The sequence below is a fragment of the Clostridium sp. UBA1652 genome, from assembly GCF_002320975.1.
Classification (GTDB): Bacteria; Bacillota; Clostridia; order Clostridiales; family Clostridiaceae; genus Clostridium_T; species Clostridium_T intestinale.
In genome coordinates, this window is record NZ_DCLI01000048.1 from 1 (window position 1) to 23,572 (window position 23,572).

Here is a 23,572-nt window from a genome sequence, read left to right on the forward strand (position 1 = left end):
TCTTAACTTAATGACATTGGTAAATCCTCTGGCTTTTTTATTATTATTTGGTAATTATATGAAGATAATGTTATAATATTTGTAATAATTTATGAAAATTGGAGAAAAGCGTATGAATGAGATTATAATAAGAGAAAGTTTATCAAAAGTCATAAAAACTATAATTTTTGCTACAATAAATATCTTTTTATGTTTTTGGTATTTTTTTAATGGTACAGTAAATAGTATGATTCTAAATTTAATACTTGGGATACTTCTTTTGCTTTTATGTACTCTAAGCCTAGCTTTCATAATAAAAAACGTAATTCACAAAAGAGCTTTATTAAAAATAGACGATAACGGAATTACTGTTATATCCTCTTTATCTAGTATAGGTTTTCTTAATTACAATAACATTAAATCAGTTTATGCATTTGAGAAGTTAAAACAAAAGTTCTTAGCTATAGATTTAATTGACCTACACAAAGTTATTAATAATATTTCTCCATTTAAAAAGTTAATAATAAAATTCAATCTTAAATTGAAATATCCTGTTATCTGTATTAATCTAGATACTTCTGATATGGAATTTGACGAGGTTTTAAGAATAATTAATGATAGATTAGAGTGCAACTTAATTCCATAGAATATATTTATTTAAGACGTTTTAATGACATAAAAGTAATTATAGACATTAGTAGAGATATAAATACTAATATTATAGATGAAACTAAAAAACTCCCTGTAAAAAAATTAATCCCATACCATTGTCCTAAGAGCAATATTACAAAAATCAACGCCCAGTTTGCTGTCGCCCCACTTACATTAATATAAATAGTTAAAAGGGAGAGTACTAGCATTATAATTCCAAATACCAGACAATATTTTAATACACTACGATTTTTAAATCTGATGCTTATTAACAATATAAATATCCAAATCAATAAGTAGGAAAAAGTGACTATTAAATTTTTATAATTTGCAGGGCTCCCCATTAAAAATTCTTGAAAATTTAGAAATCCTCCTCCAATAACAGCCACAATAGATAATATAACTAATAATAATGTGCTAATTCTCATTTTTATCCCCCTAATATTCAAATAATTTATAAAGTTCTTTAATATATGACTTACTTATATTTTAGTTGCTTTTTCTATTAAATTCCATAACATATTGTGTATATTATGGTAATTATGTTATAATTTATATCAAATATGCTTCATATTAATAAACCAATCTCAAAGGAATCCTTTCTTTTACAAACCTTAATCTAATATCATTATTATATAAAATTTATGGGGGTGGGGCGATATAATGGATAAAAAAACAACAAACTCAATAAAAATAGGAATAATCGGTGATTATGATAGTGAAAGAATATCACATATAGCTACGAGCGAAGCTTTAGTTCATTGCGGTAGATCCTTAAATGTGCATGTAGAAATTAAATGGATATCTACTGACAGCCTTGAGAATGATGTAGAAAAACAACTAAGTGAATTCAATGGATTATTTTGTGCACCTGGAAGCCCGTACAATAGCCTTAAGGGAGCGCTAAATGGAATAAAATTTGCAAGAGAAAATAACTATCCCTTTATAGGTACTTGTGGCGGTTTTCAACATGCTGTTATAGAATACCTTGTTAATAAACTAGACTTAGGTGATTTAAAAAATGATGAGGAAAAAAGCATATTTATTACTCCCTTATCATGTTCTTTGCTTGGAGAAACCAGTAAAATTTTAATAGATAAAACCTCAAATTTATATAATTACTATAAACAAGAAGAGATTGAAGAAAGATATAACTGCAATTTTGGAGTTAATCCTGAATATGAGAAACGCTTACATAAAGATGGGTTTAAAATAGTTGGAAAAGACCTTTTGGGAGAGGCAAGAATACTTGAACTTCCTAATATGAAATTTTATGTAGCTACTTTGTTTCAACCACAATTAAGCTCAACTCCAGAGAATCCTCATAAACTTATAATAGAATATTTAAAAGCAGTTATGAAATTTAGGGAGTAGTATACAAATAAACAGTTACTCAATTGTTAACTTCAAGTTTCAATAAAAAGTTGCTTAGATTTAAGTGATTTAAACTTTGCAATACTCTTTGGATTTCTATATGCTTTAAATGAGTTTCTTTTTGCTAGAAGATGTCAGGTTAACGATAATGAAAATATTATAGATAATGCTGGAATCTAGGATCAACAAATATCAAAATGAATGCTACTGCTTCACATTCTTGCAAAAAAGAAATAAATTCTTGCAAAAATGAATTGCCAGTTATTTTACTTAATATAGATTTAATTATTAAATTATCATCAATTACAGGAGTATAGTATACGAATTGATTATTTTAAGATAAAAACTTGACAATCAGTAATTTTTAAAATATACTTTAGTAAGTGAAAGCAATGAAGCTTTAAACATCGTAAGACTTCTTTGCTTTTTTTATTCTTTAGGGAATTAATATACATTATTTCTATAGAAACGATCGTGTGGGTTTTATTAAACTTCTGTATTTTGATTCAAACTTCTAAAGAATAAAAAAACAAGAAAATTGAACGCCTGCCAGTTTTCCTCACATGCGTTTGGAAAGGCAGATGCGCAAAAAAAATCGACGGCTCATAATCGCCTTTACGATTTTTTTATTTACATTTGCTGATATATCAGTGGGATTTCAGTGAAAAGGAGGGGAATTTTTGGGACAAGTTGATAAATCATTTGCAAAAGATATTTATGACAAAATCAAATCCGATATATTAGGATTAATAATAAAGGATGGAGACTTTTTAACTCTTGCTGAACTTGCAAACAAATATAAGGTTAGTAAAACGCCAGTTAGAGATGCACTTGGAGCTTTAGAAATAGAAGGTTATCTAACTTCATTACCTAGAAAAGGGTATTTAGTAAAACCAGTAACAAATACTAATATCAAAGAATGTTTTCAAATGAGATTAATTTTTGAAAAAGCAGCTGTGCATTTGGTTTCTAAAACTGCAACTGAAGCAGAATTAAATAGAATTTTACAACTTGCTATGAATTTTCCCGATATACATAAAAAGGACAACTTCAGTGACTTTAATTCCTTAAATGACAGTTTTCATATGTCTATAGTAAAGGCCACACATAATTCTTTATTTACTGAAATGTTTAAAAATATTATGGAGAATCTTTCTAGAATTCTCATTATAGATAGTCAACATTTAATATATAAAGATGAGATTGAAGAACATATAAGTATAGCTAAAGCTTTGATCGATAGAGACAGTAAAAAAGCGGAAGAGCTTATATATAAACATATTTCACATTTAGAAAATAGAGTTTATAGTAGTCAAAGCGCTATTTAGGAGGACAAAATGAAAAAGATACTTTTATTAACAACAGGAGGAACAATAGCTTCTGTAAAAACCGATAAAGGTCTTGTGCCAGGCTTAAGTGGAGAATGGCTAGTAGAGAAGATCCCTGAGGTTAAAACCTTATGTGAAATAACTGTAAAACCTATATTAAATATTGACAGTTCAAACATGTCTTCATCTGATTGGTTGGTTATAGCTAATGCTATACATGAAGGTTTAGATAATTTTGATGGTATTGTAATAACTCACGGTACTGATACTATGTCATATACAACATCTATAGCTTCTTATATGCTTAGAAACTTAAATAAACCAGTTGTATTTACAGGTTCACAACTACCTATAGATGCTGAGGGTAGTGATGGTGTAATTAATCTATTCCAATCCTTTCAAGTAGCAACTTCTGATTTCAAAGGAATTTGTCTTGTATTTAATGGAAGGATTATAAAGGGAACTAGAGCATTTAAAATACACTCTATTAGTGAGGATGCTTTTGTAAGCTGTAATTATCCATACCTAGGAAAGTTCCAAGATGGTAAAGTTGTTTTAGAACAAAATGATGAAATTTCTGATAAGTTAGAGTTTTCACCAAAAGTATGCGATGAAGTGTTTTTGTTAAAAGTAATACCTGGTATAAAACCATCTATAGTTGATTACATAGTTAGTCAGTCCTATAAAGGAGTAGTTGTAGAAGCTTTTGGACTTGGTGGAATTCCTTCTGAATACACAGACTTACTAGAAAAATTTCAAACGATGACATGTGTTCATAAAATACCTGTTATTGTAGTTAGTCAATGTCTTTACGATGGAACTGACCTAAACATTTATAATGTTGGTGTAAGAGCTGAAAAAGCAGGCCTTATTTCTGGAAAAGATATGACTACTGAAGCAGCTGTCACAAAGCTTATGTGGGCTCTTGGCCAAACTGAAGAGTATGAAGAAATTCAAAAAATCATGCAGAAAAACTTATCAGGTGAAATTAGTATTTAATAAAATTTAAATAAATTACAAACTAATAATGTATATCAATTTTATTTTATTATATTTTTTAGATATGAAAGGGGACATAAAAATGAAAAAGAAATCAATAATAGGGCTAGTACTATCAGCTGTTATGGCTTTTGGTGTATTAGCTGGATGTCAAAAAGCAGATGCTTCTAAGGAGGATGCAAGTAAAAAATACATAATTGCTTGTGATTCAAAATACGCACCATTTTCTTTTGAAGAAGGCGGAAAATATAAAGGTATAGACGTAGAACTTTTAGAAGCTATAGCTAAAGCAGAAGGTTTTGAGTATGAATTAAAACCAATGGACTTTAGTGCAATAATCCCAGGTCTTACATCTAACCAATTAGATGGAGCTATTGCTGGAATGAGCATAACTGAAGAGAGAAAGAAAGCTTTAGATTTTTCTGAAGGATATTTTGAATCAGGATTATCAATAGTTGCAAATGCTAAAAATGCTTCATTAAATGGATTAAACGACTTAAATGGTAAGTCAGCTGCAATTAAAAAAGGTACAGCAGGATCTCAATTTGCAGAAGATAATCAATCAAAATATAGTTTAAAACTTAACTATTTTGATGATTCTCCAACAATGTTCTTAGATGTTGAAAATGGAAACTCTGACTTCTTATTAGAAGATTACCCAGTTATAGCTTACAAAATAAAAGTAGACGGATCTTCTAAATTAAAGATCGCTGGAGATAAATTATCATCAGTTGATTATGGTTTTGCAGTAAATAAAGGTAAAAATGCAGAGTTACTTAAGAAATTCAACGATGGACTTAAAAAGTTAAAAGAAAATGGCGAATACGATAAAATCGTTGGTCAATATATAGGTAAATAATTATTTTTGATAATGATAGGGAATGGATTTTAATTCATTCTTTATCATTAATTATCATTTTAGTAAGGAGAGGAAAATATGCAGCTTTTGGAAATACTAAAGGAAAGTTTGCCAAGCTTAACTACAGGTATTTTAGTTACAATTAGAATATCAATAATATCTTTGATACTTGCATTTATATTAGGAATTATTTTAGGAATCTTTACAATAAGTAAATCAAAGATATTAAATGCAATATCAACAGTATATATCTACATAATAAGAGGAACCCCTTTAATGGTTCAAGCCTATTTCATATACTTTGGTATAGCACCATTAATCGCACAAAGGTCAGACCCAATGGTATGTGCTATTATTGCAATTACTTTAAATGCTAGTGCATATATGTCTGAGATTTTTAGAGCAGGTATACAAGCTATTGATATCGGACAAATGGAGGCTTCTAGAAGCTTAGGACTTGGTTATTTTAAAACTATGCAAAAAGTTATACTACCACAAGCTATTAAAATAATGATTCCTTCTATTATAAATCAATTTATAATAACAATTAAGGATACATCTATTTTATCAGTAATAAGTATACGTGAACTTACAGCTAGTGGACAAATAATAGTTGCTAGAAACTTTAAACCACTTGAAACATATGCTGCAGTTGCTCTAATGTATTTAGTTTTAATTACTTTACTTACTTTATTATCTAAGTATATAGAAAGGAGACTTCATCGTGGTCATAAAAGCGTCTAATGTTAAAAAAAGGTATGGTAAACTTGAGGTATTAAAAGATATATCACTTGAAATTACAGAAGGAGAAGTTGTATGTATAATAGGTCCATCTGGTTCAGGTAAAAGTACTCTTTTAAGATGTTTAAATAGATTAGAGGAAATCCAAGCTGGAAGTATATCTATCTTAGGAGAAGAACTAGTAAACAACAAAAGCATAGATACACTAAGACAAAATATAGGCATGGTTTTTCAACACTTCAATCTATTCCCTCATCTAACAGTATTACAAAATATGATTTTAGCTCCAGTTGAGTTAAAGAAAATGAACAAAACAGAAGCAACAAAAAAAGCTATTGATTTATTAGATAAGGTTGGATTAAAGGATAAAAAAGATGTTTATCCTGACACTTTATCTGGTGGACAAAAACAAAGAGTAGCTATAGCTAGAGCTTTAGAAATGAATCCTAAAATAATGTTATTTGATGAACCAACATCAGCATTAGATCCTGAAATGGTTGGAGAGGTTCTTAAGGTTATGAAGGACTTAGCTAAAGAAGGAATGACTATGGTAATAGTTACTCACGAAATGGGCTTTGCAAGGGATGTTGCTGATAGAGTAGTATTTATGGATCACGGCTATATATTAGAAGAAGGCGAACCAGATAAAATATTTACAGCACCAACTAGTGATAGATGCAAAGAATTTTTAGATAAAGTTATTAATGCTAATTCAATTGCATAATAAAGCTAAAAAAACTAAAGTTATTAATTTAATTAATACTTTAGTTTTTTTATTTAGCTAAAATCGGTTATTATAATATTATAATGATCGGTTGACCAGTTGACCGGTCAACCGGTTGTCAGGTCAAGTAATTTAGGTAAAGGAGTTTTATGATGAATTATATAGCACTACTTAGAGGAATAAATGTTGGTGGGAAAAATATAATCAAAATGGCACAGCTAAAAGCAATTTTTGAAGACATAGGATTTCAAAATGTAAAAACCTATATTCAAAGTGGTAATGTATTGTTTTCTTCAGATAAAAGTGAAAGTGTCCTTATTAATATAATTGAAGAAAAAATATATACAAATGTGGGTTTTAAAGTTTCCGTAATATTACGAAGTGAAGAAGAACTTAATAAGATTATACAGAATTGTCCTTTCTCAGAAAAAGAAATATTAGAAGTTCAAGGAAATTCTTCTAGCGAGGTATTGTATGTAGCCTTTTTAAAACAAGAACCTCTAGAAGAAAATATTGATAAATTCAGTGTTTATGAAACTGGTGAGGATAAATATAAAATAATAGGCAGAGATGTTTATTTATTATTTCATGACAGCATAAGAAATTCAAAACTTGGGAATAACCTAGGTAAATTAGATAACTCTGCGACTACACGTAATTGGAAAACAATAAATAAGATTAGTGACCTAGTTAATTGTTAGGAGAATAGAATATGAAAGGATTTTTTCTGAAAAGTGAGAGGATAGGATTTTCAACATGGAATATTGAAGATTTGAAAGACGCAATAGAGCTTTGGGGTAACCCAGAAGTTACAAAGTTTATTACTTCAACTGGAGTAATGTCACATAAAGATATAGAGAGTAGACTACAAAAAGAAATAGCTACATATAATAATTACAAGGTTCAATACTTTCCAATATATCTTCTTAAAAATTTTAAAAATATAGGTTGCTGCGGGTTAAGACCTTATGATATAGAAAATAATATATACGAAGTAGGAATTCATATAAAACCAGCTTATTGGGGATGTGGTCTTGCTTTTGAAGCATTAAATTCAATAATCAATTATGCTTTTAATAGCTTAAATATAAAAGAATTATTTGCAGGTCATAATCCTTATAATAAATCCTCAGAAGCTCTTCTTAAAAAGATTGGATTTAACTATTTAAGAGATGAGTTTTACAAGCCTACAGGTCTATATCATCCTTCCTATAGCTTAAAAAATACAGTTAATTAAATCCACCTTCTTAAAATTTATATAATAAGAAGCTAATAAGAAAGTTTAATTTCTAAATATTTACTCTTATTATGTTATAATAGTTCTTATATCATATTGAAAGGAGTTTATATGAGTAACAAAATAAAAAAATATTCAAAGACAATAAAAAGCCTTATTTTAGGTGCTTTTATCGGACTTTTTTTGGCACTTTTCATTATAAAATCTCTGTCACCCTATATAGAAAGTGAAAGTGGATTGTTGTTTATATTTAAAATCTACGCACTAATAGGAGCAGTTTTTTTCTTCTATCTAGTGCATATAATAATTCACGAAGCTGGTCACTTAATATTTGGCCTTTTAAGTGGATATACTTTTGTATCTTTTAGAATTGCTTCTATTACTTTAATCAAAGAAAATAATAAATTTAAGATAAAAAAGTTTAGCATTCCAGGCACAGCAGGTCAATGCCTTATGATGCCACCTGAGCTTAAAGATGGAAAATATCCTTTTATAATATATAATCTAGGTGGAGGATTAATGAACTTATTAATCTCTTTCGCTAGTATACTAATAATTATAATTACTGAAAATAGAGTCTCGACTCTAAACTTAATACTTACTTTAGAAAGTATAGCTGGAATCATAGCTGGCTTGACTAATATTATTCCTCTTAAGGTTGGTGGAGTAGCAAATGATGGTTATAATATCCTGTCTATGTTTAAAGATGAATATGCTAGATATGGTTTTTATGCTCAACTTAAAACTTATGCTCTTTTAACTAAAGGATATAGAATGAAGGATATCCCATTTAAAGATATTGAGTGTAAAGAAGGGGTTGACCTTAGTAACCCCCTAGTAGCTTCTCTTAAGCTTTTAGAGCACTCTTGGTATTTAGATAAGATGGATTTTGATAATGCCGAACTTTGCTTAAAAGCCTTTGATTCAAATACTGATTTAATACCAATTATTAGGTACGAAATAAACTGCGAAAAAATCTTTTTAGAGCTTACAGGTGATTGTAATAAAGATGTAGTAGATAAATTATATGATGATAGCTTAAAGAAATACATTAAGGCTTCAAAATTTTCTATTAGTAAAAAGAGATTCCTAATGGCCTATGAAGCTTTTTACGAAAAAGATTTAGATAAAGCACTTAAGTATTTTAAAGAAGGAGAAGTATTAGCATTAAAATATCCTGTAAAAGGAGAAGCGGAGATGGAGTTAATGCTTATGAATTGGATAAAAAATTCTATAATAGAAAGAACCTGATANNTATCAGGTTCTTTCTATTATAAGGTCATATATTTAACCCTAACTCCATCTATATCTATAAGCTCATCTTCAAGTTCCTTTACTTCTTGTAAATCCGAGCTAAGATGTAAAAGAATTAACCCCTTTTGGGAACAAGAATCTTCACTTGCCTCATGTAATCCTAGTCTCGTTTTTATAGCGCAACCATGTTTTGTTAATACAGTTTGAACTTGCGGTGCATGAGCAGTTCTAGGATCTATGCTTAACGCCATTATTGTTGTTTCCATAAATAATCCTCCTAAATAAAACTTCACTTGATATCATTACCATTATCTATAAAAAAATTCTGATTTTTTTAATCTATTTAAATTTTTTGTAGAAAATTTTAAGTTCAGAAATATAGTTATGTATAAATATTTATTTTTATTTATAAATATGCGTAAGACCGCTAAAGACATGGGTTTGCGACTACTTTTTTAATAGTAATTTTTTCTTAAAACCTAGATTAAAACGATAAAAAAGTCCTTCAAAAACTACATTTTTTTTAAAATAACTTATATATTAAAAATTATTTGTGAACAATACGACAAAATAATATATTATGCTTTACTTTTCAAAAGTTTTGCTGTTAAATAAATGTTGTCGTAATTTTTTATTTTAATTTATACATAATATTATTAAAATTTCTAGTTTCAATTAAATATACAATTGAATATACTAGACTAATTAAAATTTAGGGGGACTGATAAATGTTAGAGCAAGAAAGCGTTCCGATTTTGAATGCACTAAAAGAGTATATAAAAGATGATGTAACTCCCTTTGATGTACCTGGACACAAAAATAGAGGGAATGATAATGAATTAAAAGATTGTCTTGGTGAAGAGATATTTAAGTATGATGTTAATTCCAAGATAAATTTAGATAATTTGATAAAACCCACTGGAGTTATTAAAGATGCTCAAAAACTAATGGCAAATGCTTTTGGCGTAGATGAGGCATTGTTTTTAGTTAATGGTACCACAATAGGTATTCAATCCATGATTATGAGCGTTTGTAGACCTGGAGAAAAATTAATAATACCAAGAAATGTTCATAAAAGTGTATTGAATGCATTAATACTATGTGGAATAATTCCAGTTTTTATAGAACCCGAAATAAGCACTGAATACGGGATTTTCATGAACGTTACTGAAGATAAGATGATTAATATAATAAGAGATAATCCCGATGCTAAAGCAGTTTTAGTAATTAACCCAACTTATTATGGCGTAACTACAAACCTTGAACCTATAGTTTATGAAGCTCATAAGCATAATATGCTAGTTTTAGCCGATGAAGCGCATGGAAGTCATTTCTATTTTAATGACAAGTATCCTGCTCCTGCAATGAGGATGGGAGCCGATATGTCTTGTGTAAGCCTTCATAAAACCGGTGGTTCATTAACTCAAAGTTCAGCTTTGTTAATAAATTCTACTAAAGTTGATCCTAAGAAAGTAAAAGCTACTCTTAACTTATTACAAACTACTAGCGGTTCATATTTATTGATGGCAAGCTTAGATGTTGCTAGAAAAAATTTAGCCCTTACTGGAGAAGCTAAATTAGATAAAGTAGTGGAAATATGTGTTGAAGGTAGAAAAAAGATAAATGCTCTAGATGGTTATCATGTTTTAGATGAACAAGAAATAACTAAATACAATATGAAGTCAATAGACTTAAGTAAACTTTGTATATGTGTAAAAGATACTGGACTTAGTGGATTTGAAGTTGTTAACCTTCTAAGAAGTGAATGCAGGATTCAAATGGAACTTGGCGATATGTACAATATATTAGCTGTTATAAGTTTAGATGATACAACTCAGGATTTAGATAAACTTGTAAAAGCTCTTAAGTATATAAGAGAAAATCATAGTAAAGATACAAAATTAAATTTTGATTTTAAGAGCTTAAGCATACCTAAAACCTTATTAAATCCAAGAGATGCATTTTTTAGTGATAAAAAGTATGTAAACCTAAAAGATGCAGTTAACAAAATAAGTGGAGATACTATAATTGTTTATCCTCCTGGAATTCCTATAGTTAGCATTGGCGAAGAGATAAACAAAGAAATTGCTGACTATATTGAGGACATGTTTAATCAAGGCGTAGAGATAATAGGCATGGTTGATGATACTATAGCTATAATTGAATAATAAATTTAGAGTAGAAAGGCACCCTAAGTAGTTAGGGTGTTTTTCTATGGTTAAAACTATAAAATTATTTATAAAATTCTAATAAATATCTAATAATTGTGTAGTAGTATAAGAATTGGTATATAATATAGTAAAAGTTAAGAAGGAGGATTTTATGTCTGAATATAAAAAATCACTAATACCTGAATTAAGTAAATGGAAAATTGAAATGATGAAAAAACCCTCGATTTTTAATAAAGCATCCAAGGGTATTCAAAATAAATTTAATGATGTTTTGCCTGAAAAATATCATGAAATAATGACAGTTGCAATTAAAAACATGATTAAAGCTGTTTTAGTTGGATCAGAATTTATAGCTAAAGATCCTATTAGAAACATATCTTTAGAGGAAAGAGATAGACTTGCAAGAGAAAAAATAGAGTTTTATAAGACTACAGCTATCGTTGAAGGAGCTAGTACAGGTGCAGGAGGATTTTTATTAGGCTTAGCTGACTTTCCACTATTACTTAGTATTAAGATCAAGTTTTTATATGAAATAGCTGCTATATATGGATATGATGTAAAAAACTATAAAGAAAGAATTTATATACTTTATATATTTCAATTAGCATTTTCTAGCCAATCTAAAACTAATAAAGTGTTTTTAGAAATGGAAAATTGGGAAGAGACCTCAAGTAAACTTCCTAGAGACATAAATGCCTTTAATTGGCGTGATTTTCAACAAGAATATAGAGATTATATAGATTTAGCAAAATTACTCCAACTAGTTCCTGTTATTGGTGCATTTGTTGGAGCTTATGCTAACGCAAAGCTTTTAGATAAACTTGGAACAACCTCAATGAATTCATACAGAATGAGATTATTTCCAAATTTATAATTTCTATAAAATAAAGCCTTCTCAAAATCATGAGAAAGCTTTCTTTTTTTTGCAAATAAGAGGAGGTAGTTATGTTATATGCCGAATTTAAAGAAAAGTAAGGATATAGTACCTTTCTTTGTGAAATAACATCCATTTTAAGAATGTTATTTAAATTATAGACAAAATATTATTAATATATTCATTAATTACTAAATTTAAATATGAGAAGTCTCTTTTGAAATATATATTAAGTTTAAATCAGAAGAAAACTCAATGGCTTTTCATATTTGTACAAAAGAGACTTCCCAAGTATTATATGAAAATTTATATGCAAGCGTTAATTGTTTTTGAACTAAATTATAAAAATAAAAGAGGAATATTATCCCTGAGGAAGAATATTATATACACATCATAAATTATCTATTCTTTACAAAGATTAATTATTCAATCTTTGTAAATTTTAAAAAGCTGGGGGGCTTACTAATGTTAATTTTTAAAAACAGGTATAATCAGCTTCGAAGTGGCTGGAAGATCGCTATTTCATTTTTAATTTTATTCCTAACAATATTTATTTTATCAATAATAATCGAACTTTTTGGTGCTATATTTTCTATTAGCCGTAATAATTCTATTTATTCACTGTTAAACATGGGGGTTAGCACAATATCTTTTATTTTGGTTTCTTTGATTTCTTGGAAACTTGTTCAGAAAGAACCTTTTAGAAATATGGGGTTAACTTCAATAAAAAGAGATGGTTTTGATTTAATATTGGGATTATTTTTAGGCGCTCTGTCTATAACCATAGTATTTTTTATACTAATAGCTACTAATAATGCAACCTTGGTTACTTCTTTTCTTAAACCTAATTTTTCTTACGAAATACTTTTAGGTATAGTACTATTTATATTAGTTGGTTTTGGAGAAGAAGTGTTTTTTAGAGGATATTTGATGTCAGTATTAAAACAAACAAATAACAGTTTCCTTATAGTTTTAGTATCTTCATTAATTTTTTCTCTGATGCATGCTAGTAATCTTAATGCTAATCCTTTAGGTTTATTTAACATCTTTTTAGTAGGAATAGTTTTTGCCTATATGTTTATTAAATCTTCAAGTATATGGATGCCTATAGGCTATCATATAACTTGGAACTATTTTCAAGGGTATGTCTTTGGATTTCAAGTTAGTGGAAACCCTACAAACGGACTATATGAAACTACAGTAGCTCAGAATAATCTAATAAACGGTGGTTCATTTGGTCCAGAGGGTGGGGCTGCTGTTACCTTTATTTTAATAGTAAACCTCGCTATTTTATATCTTTATTATAAAAGAAAGAAAACTATAAAATATGTATAAGATAAAAGGATGCACATAAAAGCATCCTTTTATCTTTAAGCGGTAATATTATTGCTAGTATTTAAATTATGTTCATCTAATTCATTTTTAATTAAGTACACAAATATTAGTATTTTGATTATTGGAATGCCAGAACTATTAGAAATCTCTAAGTCTTCTATAAAATATTTAGCTCTTATAAAAGTAATAATTTCAAATAGAATATTTGAAATATTTATTATATAGAATATAAGTAAAGCTTTTCTTTTTCCGGTAAAAATAAGAATAGGCGATAAGCAAAATAGTATTGAAACAATAAAAATTATAACTTTAACGTTAGTATTAATAGATATATCTGTCCAATTAACTACTAAGTTACTCTTTATTGACTGATACATGAAAAGTAATCCTATAATTCCGCCTATTAAATTAGATATAGCAATAATGTATAAAATCAATCTTTTTTTACTCATATAATCCCCCCTAAAAATTTAAATCATACAAAACTATTATAGTACAATAGTATATAATAGTAAAATATTGATATAGATTTATACATAATTAAGGAGATACCTAAAATGATTAAAGAATATATTAATTTAAATAAAGATGAGAAAAAACTTGCTTTTGATTTTATTACTAGAAATGACAACATCATGACTTGGGACAAATTTAATACCATGTTTGGTTCAAAAGTTTATGATTATGGAAGAGGTGTTCTTTTTTATTTTAATAATGGAAAAGTAGTTGGTAAAATAAATATAGTCCTTGAAGTGGTTGAAAAACTAAAAACTGTATATATACACTTTTTAGATTTACTAGATGTTTCTGAAGATAATATTAAAATTGCAAAAAAACTTATAGAAAAAGCTGTATTAATAGCAAATAAATATAATGCTGAAAGTATACTTTTAGGAGAAAGAAATGTTATTCAACTAAAGCTTTTAGAAAAATTAGGCTTAAATAATTCCTATAGATCTCTTAAAATGAATTTAGATGATGTATCCTTAAACGCACCTCTTTTAGATTTAATTCCACTCACACATGATAATAAAGAAGGTTCATTTGACATAGGGCTTTGCAAGAAATGCAGAGGAGTTGTTTATGGTAAATCACTTTTAGAAACTGCCATGAACTTCCTAAACAATAAAAATATAGATAAAATCTTTCTAATAGTAATTGAGGAAAATTCTAAAGCTTATACTATGCATAAAAAGAGAGGTCTTAAAGAAGAATCAACATTGAGTTATTGGATTAAAATCAAATAATAAAGGTGTAAGAAATATTACATAAAGTAGTTCTTACACCTTAGTTTATTCAAATAGTTTTTTAATCTCTCTATTTATGTACTTTGCATCGGATATAAATTCATCTGGAATTACTATAAATTTTAGATTATCTGATTTACTATTTATGTAGTTATAGATTATTTGAGCCTCGTCCACCTCGTTTTTACCTACAAAAGTCCCATCATTAAGATTAAGCTTTTTATAATGCTTTATTATATTTTGAGCTAAGGTCGTTAGTTTAATAAACGCACCTTTTTCCTTGAATACAACTTTATTTCCCTTTATAAAAAATATCTTTATGTTTTCATTATCCAAGTATTCTACTAAAATTATATTTTTATTTTCTTCAGTAAAATCAACCGCTTTAATACTTACAACTAAATAATTTATAAAAGTTAAATAATCCCTGTATTTAGCAGCTCTCTCAAAATCAAAGTTTTCAGATGCCTGACTCATTGCTTCTTCAATTTCATTTAATATAGATGAGTCTTTACCTTCTAATAAATTTATAACCTTATTAATTACGTCCATATAATAATCTTTTTTTGAGTCATCTACACATAATCCTACACAAATACCAAGAGAGTAGTTTAAACATGAACCTTTTCTTTTAAAGTCATTAGAGCATAATATTTTATAAAAATCCTTGATTCCTTCAACAGCTTTTCCAGGAGAACTTTTGCTTACGTAAGGTCCAAAATAAAGCATACCCTCTTCCGAAGTTAATTCATCAACTATTCTAAAATCAGGATATTCTTTGTTTAGATTTACATGTACATACTTATAAGACTTAGGACTTTTCATAAGCCTATTATAGGCTGGTTTTATATCTTTTATTAATTTACATTCCAACATAAAAGCTTCAAACTCAGTATCAGTAAGCACAAAATCAAAATCTTTTAAGTTTTTTACTAATTTTAAAGTTTTAGGTGAATGTGCTTTAGAATTAATAAAATATGAGCCAACTCTATTTTTAAGATTTTTAGACTTTCCTACGTATATGATATTGTTCAGAGAATCCTTCATTAAATATACACCTGGTGAAGAGGGGAGTCCTTTTACTTTTTCCTTAATATCCATTTATAAAATTACCTCCCAAATCGCTTTCTATACCCACACTTTCTGCAAAGCTCCTCAACAGCTCTTCTATTTGAAAATCCTTCTGTAATATCCTTAGCTCTAGAGCTTTCTATTATTTCTGAAAAACTACTGTTATTGATATTTCCTAAATCTATAATTCCATTTCCATCTAAACAACAAGGAACTACGGTTCCGTCTACTAATATACCAATTTGGTTTCTAAGCCCATGACAAAAACCTATACCATCATCCTCATCCTCCGTTAAGGCAGGCCAATTAAATTCATAATCTTGATTTAGATATATATATTCTGATATCTTAATTCCTCTACATTCGCTTATTTTGTCTTCAATTTTATATTGAAGATCAAATTCCCTCTCTATAATTTCTAAAATCTCTTTGTTTTTATTTAACTTAAGATTTGTATTATTGTTTTCATTTAAGTTCCAAAGTCTAAGTCCAGTTATAATCTTCTTTTCTCTAGCTTCCTTTGAAAATTCAATAACGTTATTAATATATTCTTCTTTATTTACAGTTTTTTCATTACCATCAAAACTATGAAGAGAAATGTTAATCTGCCTTAGAGCAGGGGCATTTAGTAATATATCTTTTACTTTAGTTATAAGGGTTCCATTTGTTGTTAAATTAACCTTGAATCCTTTTTTAAAAGAAATATCTAATAAAGTTTCTAATTCTGGATGGAGTAGTGGTTCCCCTTTTATATGAAAAAAAATATATTCACCATAAGGTTTTATATCATCTAGTATTTTAGAAAAAGCATCAATCTTTATAAACTCAGGTTTCCTTAAAGTTTCAGGACAAAAACTACAAGAAAGATTGCATACATTGGTTATTTCAATATAGATCTTCTTAAATTTTCTCATTTGTTATACCTCACTAACACATATATATAAATGAGAATATCACTTTTTTTAACTAAAGGAAAGCGGATTCTTTCACTCGTTATAAAAATTCAAGCAAAAAAGCACTTCATACCTCCATACTTGAATATCTGCATATCACTGTAATACCATAATTATGGTATTACAGTGATATGCGTGTATGGAGATATAATATTGAGTAATAAATGAATTTATAGTATACTTACTCTTTGTAGTTAAATTCAGCTTTAAGAAAGGATACTAAAATATGAAAATAGACAAAAAAATTATTCCGTATTTCACTGCATTAGTTACTAATATTATCTTTGGGCTAAGTTTTTTATTTACAAAAAAAGCTTTAATGGTATCAAACCCTATAACCCTAGTAGCTTTTAGATTTTTATTAGCTTTTATAATTATGAGCTTGCTTATAGTAATTAAAGTAATTAAAGTAAATTATAAAAATAAACCTATGAAATGGTTAATAGTTTTAGCTATTATAGAGCCAATAATTTATTTCATTTTTGAAACCTATGGACTTCAAAGGACTTCAAGCTCACTAGGTGGACTTATGATAGCCCTTATTCCTATTGTAGTAACAATTCTTGCTATATACTTTTTAAATGAAAAACCATCACGAAAGCAAGTATTAAGTATTATTTTATCTGTATCTGGAGTAGTGTTAATCATACTTATGGATGGCTCGAAAAACTCTGGAAATTCTATTTTAGGCGTATTATTTTTGAGTGTTGCAGTGTTTTCAGCTGCATTTTTTAATATAATAGCTAGAAAGATATCTAAACATTTTACAGCTATAGAAGTTACTTACTTTATGATGTTTTTAGGAGCAATCTTTTTTAATATAGTTTCTGTAAGTAATCATATCTTAAATGGATCATTATCCAATTACTTTGAGCCTTTAAAAAGTTCAAGCTTTGTTTTATCAATTTTGTATTTAGGAATATTATCATCTATAGTAGCTTATTTTCTTGCTAATTTTACATTGTCTAAAATGGAAGCCTCCAAATCGGCTGTATTTGCTAATATTTCTACAATAGTATCAATATTAGCTGGGGTTATTTTCTTAAAAGAAAACTTTCACTTATATCATACAATAGGTTCTGCCATGATTCTCATAGGAGTATGGGGGACAAACTATTATAAATAATAAATATTTAAAGTCTAAGTTTCATTTTATAAAGAAATTTAGACTTTTTTTCATATAAACAGATTAAATATAAATCCAAACACTTGTAAACATTATCATCTTTTTCGCTAAAACATCTAAACACTATTTATAATTCTTTAAACACTGTCTAATTTTTCAAAACAATCTTTAAACACTTATAAATTTCCTATTCAACAATCCCTTTATCTTCTACACTTTAGTGTTTTGGCATAGAAATTGCTTTAATTAATTGCATAGGTGTCAAATATTTAATTAGGAGGTTTAATATGGAGGAGTTAGAGAAAATTATAATGGACATCATAATAAATTCTGGTGATGCTAAAGCTTATTCCTATGAAGCCCTTACCGCAGCAAATGATCGAAAATATGACGAAGCAGATGAATTAATAAATAAGGCAAATGAAGTTCTTGAGTTAGCTCACAATTCTCAGACAAACTTATTACAAAAAGAAGCCGCAGGTATTAAAACCGAAGTTTCAGTATTATTTGTTCATGCACAAGACCATTTAATGACAACTATATCCGAAAAAAACATGATCGAGCAAATAATTGAATTAAGAAAGATAGTTAATCAATTACTAGATAAATAATAATTTGGGTTAATATGAAATTAATTTATTAAGGAGGAAAAATAAATGATTAAAATTACATTATTTTGTGCTGCAGGAATGTCAACAAGTGTTTTGGTGGAAAAAATGAAAGCGGCAGCTAAAACAAAAGGGGTAGATGTTGTTATAGAAGCTTTCCCAGAATCAACTATGTCAAAAAAATTAGAAGAAGGTATCGATGTAGCGCTGCTTGGACCACAAGTTAGATATAAATTACCTAATGCAAAAAAATTATGCGGTGCAAAAGGAGTACCAGTAGATGTAATAAATTCAGTAGACTATGGAATGATGAAAGGCGATAAGGTTTTAGATTTTGCTTTAAAGCTACTGAATAAATAATGCAATATAGATAATAGTTTTAAGAATTTATTTATAAGAAATTCAATGAGTTAAGCTACAAATTATATTTTAATTTGTCTTATAAAAAAATTTTAAGGAGGACTTATAAATGTCAGAAACACGTGGAGAAAAACTTATAAGTATCGTAATGAAATTTGTTGAACTCAAAGCTATTGTCGCACTAAAAGACGGAATAATATACACTCTACCTATGTCACTAATCGGATCAGTATTTTTATTACTAGCACAAATACCATACAAGCCATTTAATGATTGGATGGCTGGAATCTTTGGAGCAGGGTGGACTGAACCATTGTTCCAAGTTTATAACTCTACTATGCAGATTATGGCTATAATAGCAGTAATAGGTATAGCGTATATGTATGCTAAAAATGAAGGTCATGAACCATTAGGATCAGGAATCATAGCGTTCGCAGTATTTTTAATAACTTTAAATCAATATACAACATCTAAATCAGGTGAAGTTGTGTCAGGTGTTATTCCTAGAACTTGGCTTGGTGGACAAGGTATGGTCACAGCCATAATTATAGGACTCTTAGTTGGATTCGTTTACTCATGGTTCCTAACTAAGAAAATAACTATTAAGATGCCTGCTGGGGTTCCACAAGGAGTAGCAAATCAATTCTCAGCACTTATTCCAGGACTTGTAATAATAACAGCTACTATGTTTGTATACATGTTCTTTAGATATGCACTTAATACTACTTTAATAGACTTTATATTTAAAGTATTACAAACACCACTACAAGGATTTACAGATTCATTAATAGGCTTAATAATTACAACTGCACTTGTACCTTTCTTCTGGTGGTTTGGTGTTCATGGAGCTACCATAGTTAATGGTGTAATGAGTGGACTTACTACTGCTAATAGACTAGATAATCAAGCAATTATAGATGCAGGTAAAGAATTAACTTTAGCTAATGGAGGTCATATAGTAACAGATCAATTTGGTGCAAGCTTTGTTACTGTAACTGGATCAGGATTAACAATAGGGTTAGTAATATTAATGCTTACTATAGCAAAATCTGAGCAAAATAAAGCTTTGGGTAAACTTGCTGTAGGACCTGGGGTATTTAACATAAATGAACCAATACTATTTGGATTCCCAATGGTTATGAATCCAATAATGTTTGTACCATTTATATTAGCTCCAACAACTTCAGCTATTGTAGCATATATAGCTATGAGAATAGGCTTAGTTCCATTATTTACTGGTGTAACTGTTCCTTGGACTACACCTCCTATAATTTCAGGATTTATCCTAGGAGGATGGAGAACAGCATTAATGCAAATAATTTGTATAGGAATTTCAGTTGTTGTTTATTTCCCATTCTTTAAAAAGATAGATTCTATGAATCTTAAGAGTGAGCAAGAAGCAGAAGCTGAAGCATCAGGCTTAAATGTTTAGTATGTTATAAAAATTTATGTAAGAACTAAGTATCATATTTATGGTACTTAGTTCTGTTTTATAAAAAATATAATAAAATTAAAGGAGAATAGAACAAATGAAAATGTATAAATTAAGAATTAGAGGAAGCTTGAGTGACTTTAAAATTAGTTACTTATATTCATTAAATTATCTAGATTTTAATGAACTTGACTATGAAGGTTCTGAACAGCAAAAATATTCTTGCTTTGTAAAAGAAATAAAAAATAATATAGCTCCTCAACCCGTATATGTAGATATTAGAATGAGTGATTGCCATTTAGATAGAGTTATATCCAGAAAACAAATTAGCGAAATAAATGAAGTTACTTCATTCATAAATATACTCCCAATTTTTATTTGGCATAAAGGGTAGACTTGAGTAGTATTCTTATTAGTTAAAAGTATATTACTAGTATTTATCAAACAAATTATGTTATTATTAATTATATAATTTGTATTAGTGAGGTATTTAAAGTGGGAGATGTTCAATTACAACAATTATTAAACAAAGATAATAAAGTTCAACTTTGCACTCTTGATTTTCCTGAAAATATACTTAATTTAGATAGGAAAAATGAATTTGGTATAAGTTTAATATCTTTAGATGAAGATGTTAGAAATGAGCTTGAACCAAATTCCCCTTCTTATTTAGAAAGAATTAGTTGCTTAAAGGATCTTCACGATTCTGGATTTAAAACATTTATAAATCTCGAAATTAATCCCAAGATAAAACTTGAAAGTGCCGCTTTAAGTAAGTTGCTTAAAATAGTTTCTTTTGTCGATAAAATTCTGATAAAAAAATCTTCTTTTGACTCTAATGATATTGTTTTTAATTATTATTACGACACAATAGTAGATTATTGTAACAAAAATTATATAAAATATTCTATATTAGATTAATGTATAAATGCTTTAGTAAGATTTTAAAATCTTGCTAAAGCATTTATATTTTTCAACTAATCTTTATATTTTTTTAAAACCAAGCTTGCATTATGACCACCAAATCCAAGAGAATTAGTAATTCCATATGATATAGTTTTAATTTTTCCTTTATTAGGGGTGTAGTCTAAATCACAGTTTTCATCTGGAGTAGAATAGTTTATTGTAGGCGGAATGAATCCCTCTTTAATTGATAAGGCTGTTATAATTGCTTCTACAGCTCCAGTAGCGCCTAACATATGTCCTGTCATAGACTTTGTTGAGCTTATAGATATATCATAAGCATAATCTCCGAATACAGTCTTTATTGCAGCTGTCTCATTTTTATCCCCAACTTCTGTAGATGTTCCATGCGCATTTACATATCCAATATCTGTTGGACTTATTTCAGCATCTTCAATGGCCATTTTCATACACCTAGCCGCGCCTTCCCCTTTTTCTGCAGGTGAAGTTATATGATACGCATCATTAGTGCATCCATATCCCACGATTTCTGCTATTATATTTGCATTTCTTTCTAAAGCTTTACTATATTCTTCAAGAATAAGTATTCCAGCGCCTTCTCCCATAACAAACCCATCTCTATTTTTATCAAATGGTCTAGAAGCTGTTTCTGGATTTTCATCTATTGTCATAGCTTTGCTTGAAGAAAAACCTGCAAGACATAACCTAGTAATGCAAGCTTCGGCGCCTCCAGCAATAATTACATCTGCATCACCTCTTTGTATTACTTTAAACGCATCCCCAATAGTATTCGTAGAAGTTGCACAAGCAGTAACAGCACATTCTACAAACCCTTTAGCCCCATATTTTATAGCAATAAGCCCTGAAGCCATATTAGATATCATCATAGGTACTAAAAATGGGCTTACTCTTCCAGGCCCTTTTTCTAGAAGTACTTTATGTTGATTCTCCAAGGTTTCAATTCCCCCTATTCCTGAACCAACAATAACCCCTAGACGTTCTTTATTTATTATGTCTAAATCAATTTTAGAGTTCTCTATAGCCATTTGCGCAGCTGCTATAGCATATTGCGAAAATCTATCAGTCCTTCTAATTTCTTTTTTGCTTATATATAACTCACCATTAAAATCCTTAATTTCAGCTGCTACCTTTGTTGGTATGTCAGAAACATCAACTCTTTCTATTTTGCTTATTCCACTTTTACCTTCTTTTATATTATTCCAAAACTCTTCTGTTCCCATTCCTACAGATGATACAACACCCATCCCTGTTATAACTACACGTTTTTTCAAGCTAAAAACCTCCATAAATTTCAGATTTTTATAGTATTATTTACATAAATAAAAATATCATATATAATTTACTCAAAATGAACAGTTATTGCTTTCAACTAATAATTTATGAGGAGTATTATGCTGAATTTAAAAGATACATTAGAGGTTTGCGTAGAGTATATTGAAAATAATATATATAATAAAATAACATTAGATGACCTATCAAAAGAAACGGGTGTATCTAAATATTATCTCCACAGGATGTTTAAATCATTAACAGGGGAGTCTATTATAGAATATGTTCAATCAAGAAGATTAACTTTAAGCATTAATGAATTGGTTTATACTAACAAACGAATAATTGATATAGCCATGGATTTTGGATTTAACTATGAACAATCCTATATAAGATCCTTTAAAAAGAAGTTTGGATATACACCTCTTAAAATACGCTCAAAAGATATATCAGTTATTATTACAGAGAAGATTAATACTGATGAAATTCTAACTATAGATAACTCAATTACATATAAACCTTTTTTTGTATTTAAGAAAGGTTTTAATATTATAGGAACAGAACATAAGATTTTAAGTAAGTCTGGGGATAATTCAGCTAATGCTTATGGCCGTGAGTTTTTCTACAATAATAAGAATATCATTGAAAATCCTATTAACCCTCACATATATATTGGATATACTGACTGGAGTAAAAATCCAGATGGATATATATATTATATGCCTTCTGTACAAGTTGAAAATCTAAAATATATTCCTGAAAACATGAAAGGAATAGCAATATCTGATCATGAATATGTTGTATTTAAATTTATTGGATTTTTCAAGCCTGACTATATTAAGGGCAAACATATAGGAAGAATTTTAGCACACTTATATAGAAAATGGATATTTCAATCGGACTTTAAATTTGCAGACTCCTTTAGACTTGAATATATAGATAATTCTTTGTCTAAAGATAATTATTGTGAGCTTCACATATATCAACCTATAAAACGTGTATAAACGTAAAATGGAGTCTTGATTAAATAATAAT

At 28.4% G+C, this 23,572-nt stretch carries 27 protein-coding genes; 21 read left to right on the top strand and 6 right to left on the bottom strand.

All coding sequences use genetic code 11. The features are described from left to right. The first annotated feature begins 112 nt into the window (after positions 1-112). Positions 113-625: an STM3941 family protein gene (locus B3N22_RS08195; RefSeq protein ID WP_286906183.1), complete on the top strand. Its 513-nt coding sequence runs from the start codon at positions 113-115 to the stop codon at positions 623-625. A 7-nt stretch (positions 626-632) separates the two neighbouring features. Here B3N22_RS08195 and B3N22_RS08200 read toward each other — a convergent pair whose 3' ends face one another. Next, complete coding sequence (locus B3N22_RS08200) at positions 633-1,058, bottom strand: hypothetical protein (protein ID WP_286906185.1); 426 nt, start codon at positions 1,056-1,058, stop codon at positions 633-635. Positions 1,059-1,293: 235 nt separating this feature from the next. Here B3N22_RS08200 and B3N22_RS08205 point away from each other — a divergent pair, with 235 nt between their 5' ends. The 9 genes from B3N22_RS08205 to B3N22_RS08245 all read left to right on the top strand — a co-directional run bounded on the left by B3N22_RS08205 (position 1,294) and on the right by B3N22_RS08245 (position 9,143). Beyond that, positions 1,294-2,004, top strand: coding sequence for a CTP synthase C-terminal region-related (seleno)protein (locus tag B3N22_RS08205; protein ID WP_286906187.1), 711 nt, complete (start codon positions 1,294-1,296; stop codon positions 2,002-2,004). 680 nt (positions 2,005-2,684) lie between these two features. After that, on the top strand, positions 2,685-3,332 hold the full coding sequence (locus B3N22_RS08210; RefSeq protein WP_286906190.1) for a GntR family transcriptional regulator: 648 nt from the start codon (positions 2,685-2,687) through the stop codon (positions 3,330-3,332). A 9-nt stretch (positions 3,333-3,341) separates the two neighbouring features. Then, complete coding sequence (locus tag B3N22_RS08215; RefSeq protein ID WP_286906192.1) at positions 3,342-4,331, top strand: asparaginase; 990 nt, start codon at positions 3,342-3,344, stop codon at positions 4,329-4,331. 82 nt (positions 4,332-4,413) lie between these two features. Beyond that, complete coding sequence (locus tag B3N22_RS08220) at positions 4,414-5,190, top strand: transporter substrate-binding domain-containing protein (protein WP_286906194.1); 777 nt, start codon at positions 4,414-4,416, stop codon at positions 5,188-5,190. A 78-nt stretch (positions 5,191-5,268) separates the two neighbouring features. Then, entirely contained in the window at positions 5,269-5,934 is a 666-nt protein-coding gene (locus B3N22_RS08225; protein WP_286906195.1) for an amino acid ABC transporter permease, read from the top strand. Beyond that, positions 5,915-6,655, top strand: coding sequence for an amino acid ABC transporter ATP-binding protein (locus B3N22_RS08230; RefSeq protein ID WP_286906196.1), 741 nt, complete (start codon positions 5,915-5,917; stop codon positions 6,653-6,655). The genes B3N22_RS08225 and B3N22_RS08230 overlap by 20 nt, the downstream gene beginning before the upstream one ends. A gap of 152 nt (positions 6,656-6,807) precedes the next feature. Next, the gene (locus tag B3N22_RS08235; RefSeq protein ID WP_349676616.1) at positions 6,808-7,356 is read left to right on the top strand and encodes a DUF1697 domain-containing protein; all 549 of its coding nucleotides are present in this window, start codon (positions 6,808-6,810) and stop codon (positions 7,354-7,356) included. Between the two features lie 11 nt (positions 7,357-7,367). Then, positions 7,368-7,892 (top strand): GNAT family N-acetyltransferase, encoded by a 525-nt coding sequence (locus B3N22_RS08240; RefSeq protein WP_286906198.1) that lies wholly within the window; start codon positions 7,368-7,370, stop codon positions 7,890-7,892. Between the two features lie 111 nt (positions 7,893-8,003). Continuing rightward, on the top strand, positions 8,004-9,143 hold the full coding sequence (locus B3N22_RS08245) for a hypothetical protein (RefSeq protein ID WP_286906200.1): 1,140 nt from the start codon (positions 8,004-8,006) through the stop codon (positions 9,141-9,143). A gap of 20 nt (positions 9,144-9,163) precedes the next feature. Here the strand turns inward: B3N22_RS08245 and B3N22_RS08250 are convergent, their stop codons facing one another. Beyond that, positions 9,164-9,412: a CPF_0552 family protein gene (locus B3N22_RS08250; RefSeq protein ID WP_073016282.1), complete on the bottom strand. Its 249-nt coding sequence runs from the start codon at positions 9,410-9,412 to the stop codon at positions 9,164-9,166. A 462-nt stretch (positions 9,413-9,874) separates the two neighbouring features. On the opposite strand from B3N22_RS08250, the gene B3N22_RS08255 reads away from it, so the two are divergent. The 3 genes from B3N22_RS08255 to B3N22_RS08265 all read left to right on the top strand — a co-directional run bounded on the left by B3N22_RS08255 (position 9,875) and on the right by B3N22_RS08265 (position 13,526). Then, positions 9,875-11,314, top strand: a complete 1,440-nt coding sequence (locus B3N22_RS08255; RefSeq protein WP_286906202.1) for an aminotransferase class I/II-fold pyridoxal phosphate-dependent enzyme — start codon at positions 9,875-9,877, stop codon at positions 11,312-11,314. Positions 11,315-11,468: 154 nt separating this feature from the next. Further along, positions 11,469-12,191 carry an EcsC family protein gene (locus tag B3N22_RS08260; RefSeq protein ID WP_286906204.1) on the top strand — a complete coding sequence of 241 codons (723 nt, stop codon included), beginning with the start codon at positions 11,469-11,471 and terminating at the stop codon, positions 12,189-12,191. A gap of 465 nt (positions 12,192-12,656) precedes the next feature. Next, positions 12,657-13,526: a CPBP family intramembrane glutamic endopeptidase gene (locus B3N22_RS08265; protein WP_286906206.1), complete on the top strand. Its 870-nt coding sequence runs from the start codon at positions 12,657-12,659 to the stop codon at positions 13,524-13,526. Between the two features lie 35 nt (positions 13,527-13,561). On the opposite strand, the gene B3N22_RS08270 is transcribed toward B3N22_RS08265, so the two are convergent. Then, a complete protein-coding gene (locus tag B3N22_RS08270) occupies positions 13,562-13,978 on the bottom strand; it encodes a hypothetical protein (protein ID WP_286906207.1) in 417 nt (138 codons plus the stop codon). Positions 13,979-14,083: 105 nt separating this feature from the next. Here B3N22_RS08270 and B3N22_RS08275 point away from each other — a divergent pair, with 105 nt between their 5' ends. Continuing rightward, positions 14,084-14,773, top strand: a complete 690-nt coding sequence (locus B3N22_RS08275) for a hypothetical protein (protein ID WP_286906209.1) — start codon at positions 14,084-14,086, stop codon at positions 14,771-14,773. 45 nt (positions 14,774-14,818) lie between these two features. Here B3N22_RS08275 and B3N22_RS08280 read toward each other — a convergent pair whose 3' ends face one another. Together B3N22_RS08280 and B3N22_RS08285 are read right to left on the bottom strand one after the other, a co-directional pair. Continuing rightward, on the bottom strand, positions 14,819-15,874 hold the full coding sequence (locus tag B3N22_RS08280) for a UvrB/UvrC motif-containing protein (protein WP_286906211.1): 1,056 nt from the start codon (positions 15,872-15,874) through the stop codon (positions 14,819-14,821). An 8-nt stretch (positions 15,875-15,882) separates the two neighbouring features. Beyond that, positions 15,883-16,758 (bottom strand): radical SAM/SPASM domain-containing protein, encoded by an 876-nt coding sequence (locus B3N22_RS08285; RefSeq protein WP_286906213.1) that lies wholly within the window; start codon positions 16,756-16,758, stop codon positions 15,883-15,885. A gap of 265 nt (positions 16,759-17,023) precedes the next feature. Between B3N22_RS08285 and B3N22_RS08290 the strand changes: the two genes are divergently transcribed. The 6 genes from B3N22_RS08290 (at position 17,024) to B3N22_RS08315 (ending at position 21,244) form a co-directional block, all read left to right on the top strand. Continuing rightward, positions 17,024-17,923, top strand: a complete 900-nt coding sequence (locus tag B3N22_RS08290) for a DMT family transporter (RefSeq protein WP_286906215.1) — start codon at positions 17,024-17,026, stop codon at positions 17,921-17,923. A 287-nt stretch (positions 17,924-18,210) separates the two neighbouring features. Then, complete coding sequence (locus B3N22_RS08295) at positions 18,211-18,534, top strand: PTS sugar transporter subunit IIA (protein ID WP_286906217.1); 324 nt, start codon at positions 18,211-18,213, stop codon at positions 18,532-18,534. A gap of 45 nt (positions 18,535-18,579) precedes the next feature. Further along, complete coding sequence (locus B3N22_RS08300; protein WP_286906219.1) at positions 18,580-18,891, top strand: PTS sugar transporter subunit IIB; 312 nt, start codon at positions 18,580-18,582, stop codon at positions 18,889-18,891. A 109-nt stretch (positions 18,892-19,000) separates the two neighbouring features. Next, positions 19,001-20,323, top strand: coding sequence for a PTS sugar transporter subunit IIC (locus B3N22_RS08305; protein ID WP_286906220.1), 1,323 nt, complete (start codon positions 19,001-19,003; stop codon positions 20,321-20,323). 97 nt (positions 20,324-20,420) lie between these two features. Next, complete coding sequence (locus B3N22_RS08310; RefSeq protein WP_286906221.1) at positions 20,421-20,717, top strand: hypothetical protein; 297 nt, start codon at positions 20,421-20,423, stop codon at positions 20,715-20,717. 101 nt (positions 20,718-20,818) lie between these two features. Then, entirely contained in the window at positions 20,819-21,244 is a 426-nt protein-coding gene (locus tag B3N22_RS08315) for a hypothetical protein (protein WP_286906223.1), read from the top strand. Positions 21,245-21,300: 56 nt separating this feature from the next. Here B3N22_RS08315 and fabF read toward each other — a convergent pair whose 3' ends face one another. Further along, on the bottom strand, positions 21,301-22,539 hold the full coding sequence (gene fabF, locus B3N22_RS08320; RefSeq protein ID WP_286906225.1) for a beta-ketoacyl-ACP synthase II: 1,239 nt from the start codon (positions 22,537-22,539) through the stop codon (positions 21,301-21,303). A gap of 120 nt (positions 22,540-22,659) precedes the next feature. On the opposite strand from fabF, the gene B3N22_RS08325 reads away from it, so the two are divergent. Beyond that, positions 22,660-23,541 (top strand): AraC family transcriptional regulator, encoded by an 882-nt coding sequence (locus tag B3N22_RS08325; RefSeq protein ID WP_286906227.1) that lies wholly within the window; start codon positions 22,660-22,662, stop codon positions 23,539-23,541. Positions 23,542-23,572: the final 31 nt, after the last annotated feature.

Coding starts and splice junctions, on each gene's coding strand:
- B3N22_RS08225 (WP_286906195.1), top strand. CDS start 5,269: ATGCAGCTTTTGGAAATACTAAAGGAAAGTTTGCCAAGCTTAACTACA.
- B3N22_RS08300 (WP_286906219.1), top strand. CDS start 18,580: ATGATTAAAATTACATTATTTTGTGCTGCAGGAATGTCAACAAGTGTT.
- B3N22_RS08270 (WP_286906207.1), bottom strand. CDS start 13,978: ATGAGTAAAAAAAGATTGATTTTATACATTATTGCTATATCTAATTTA.
- B3N22_RS08250 (WP_073016282.1), bottom strand. CDS start 9,412: ATGGAAACAACAATAATGGCGTTAAGCATAGATCCTAGAACTGCTCAT.
- B3N22_RS08275 (WP_286906209.1), top strand. CDS start 14,084: ATGATTAAAGAATATATTAATTTAAATAAAGATGAGAAAAAACTTGCT.
- B3N22_RS08235 (WP_349676616.1), top strand. CDS start 6,808: ATGAATTATATAGCACTACTTAGAGGAATAAATGTTGGTGGGAAAAAT.
- B3N22_RS08240 (WP_286906198.1), top strand. CDS start 7,368: ATGAAAGGATTTTTTCTGAAAAGTGAGAGGATAGGATTTTCAACATGG.
- B3N22_RS08265 (WP_286906206.1), top strand. CDS start 12,657: ATGTTAATTTTTAAAAACAGGTATAATCAGCTTCGAAGTGGCTGGAAG.
- B3N22_RS08310 (WP_286906221.1), top strand. CDS start 20,421: ATGAAAATGTATAAATTAAGAATTAGAGGAAGCTTGAGTGACTTTAAA.
- B3N22_RS08290 (WP_286906215.1), top strand. CDS start 17,024: ATGAAAATAGACAAAAAAATTATTCCGTATTTCACTGCATTAGTTACT.
- B3N22_RS08285 (WP_286906213.1), bottom strand. CDS start 16,758: ATGAGAAAATTTAAGAAGATCTATATTGAAATAACCAATGTATGCAAT.
- B3N22_RS08205 (WP_286906187.1), top strand. CDS start 1,294: ATGGATAAAAAAACAACAAACTCAATAAAAATAGGAATAATCGGTGAT.
- B3N22_RS08220 (WP_286906194.1), top strand. CDS start 4,414: ATGAAAAAGAAATCAATAATAGGGCTAGTACTATCAGCTGTTATGGCT.
- B3N22_RS08305 (WP_286906220.1), top strand. CDS start 19,001: ATGTCAGAAACACGTGGAGAAAAACTTATAAGTATCGTAATGAAATTT.
- B3N22_RS08260 (WP_286906204.1), top strand. CDS start 11,469: ATGTCTGAATATAAAAAATCACTAATACCTGAATTAAGTAAATGGAAA.
- B3N22_RS08245 (WP_286906200.1), top strand. CDS start 8,004: ATGAGTAACAAAATAAAAAAATATTCAAAGACAATAAAAAGCCTTATT.
- B3N22_RS08295 (WP_286906217.1), top strand. CDS start 18,211: ATGGAGGAGTTAGAGAAAATTATAATGGACATCATAATAAATTCTGGT.
- B3N22_RS08280 (WP_286906211.1), bottom strand. CDS start 15,874: ATGGATATTAAGGAAAAAGTAAAAGGACTCCCCTCTTCACCAGGTGTA.
- B3N22_RS08255 (WP_286906202.1), top strand. CDS start 9,875: ATGTTAGAGCAAGAAAGCGTTCCGATTTTGAATGCACTAAAAGAGTAT.
- B3N22_RS08200 (WP_286906185.1), bottom strand. CDS start 1,058: ATGAGAATTAGCACATTATTATTAGTTATATTATCTATTGTGGCTGTT.
- B3N22_RS08325 (WP_286906227.1), top strand. CDS start 22,660: ATGCTGAATTTAAAAGATACATTAGAGGTTTGCGTAGAGTATATTGAA.
- B3N22_RS08215 (WP_286906192.1), top strand. CDS start 3,342: ATGAAAAAGATACTTTTATTAACAACAGGAGGAACAATAGCTTCTGTA.
- B3N22_RS08195 (WP_286906183.1), top strand. CDS start 113: ATGAATGAGATTATAATAAGAGAAAGTTTATCAAAAGTCATAAAAACT.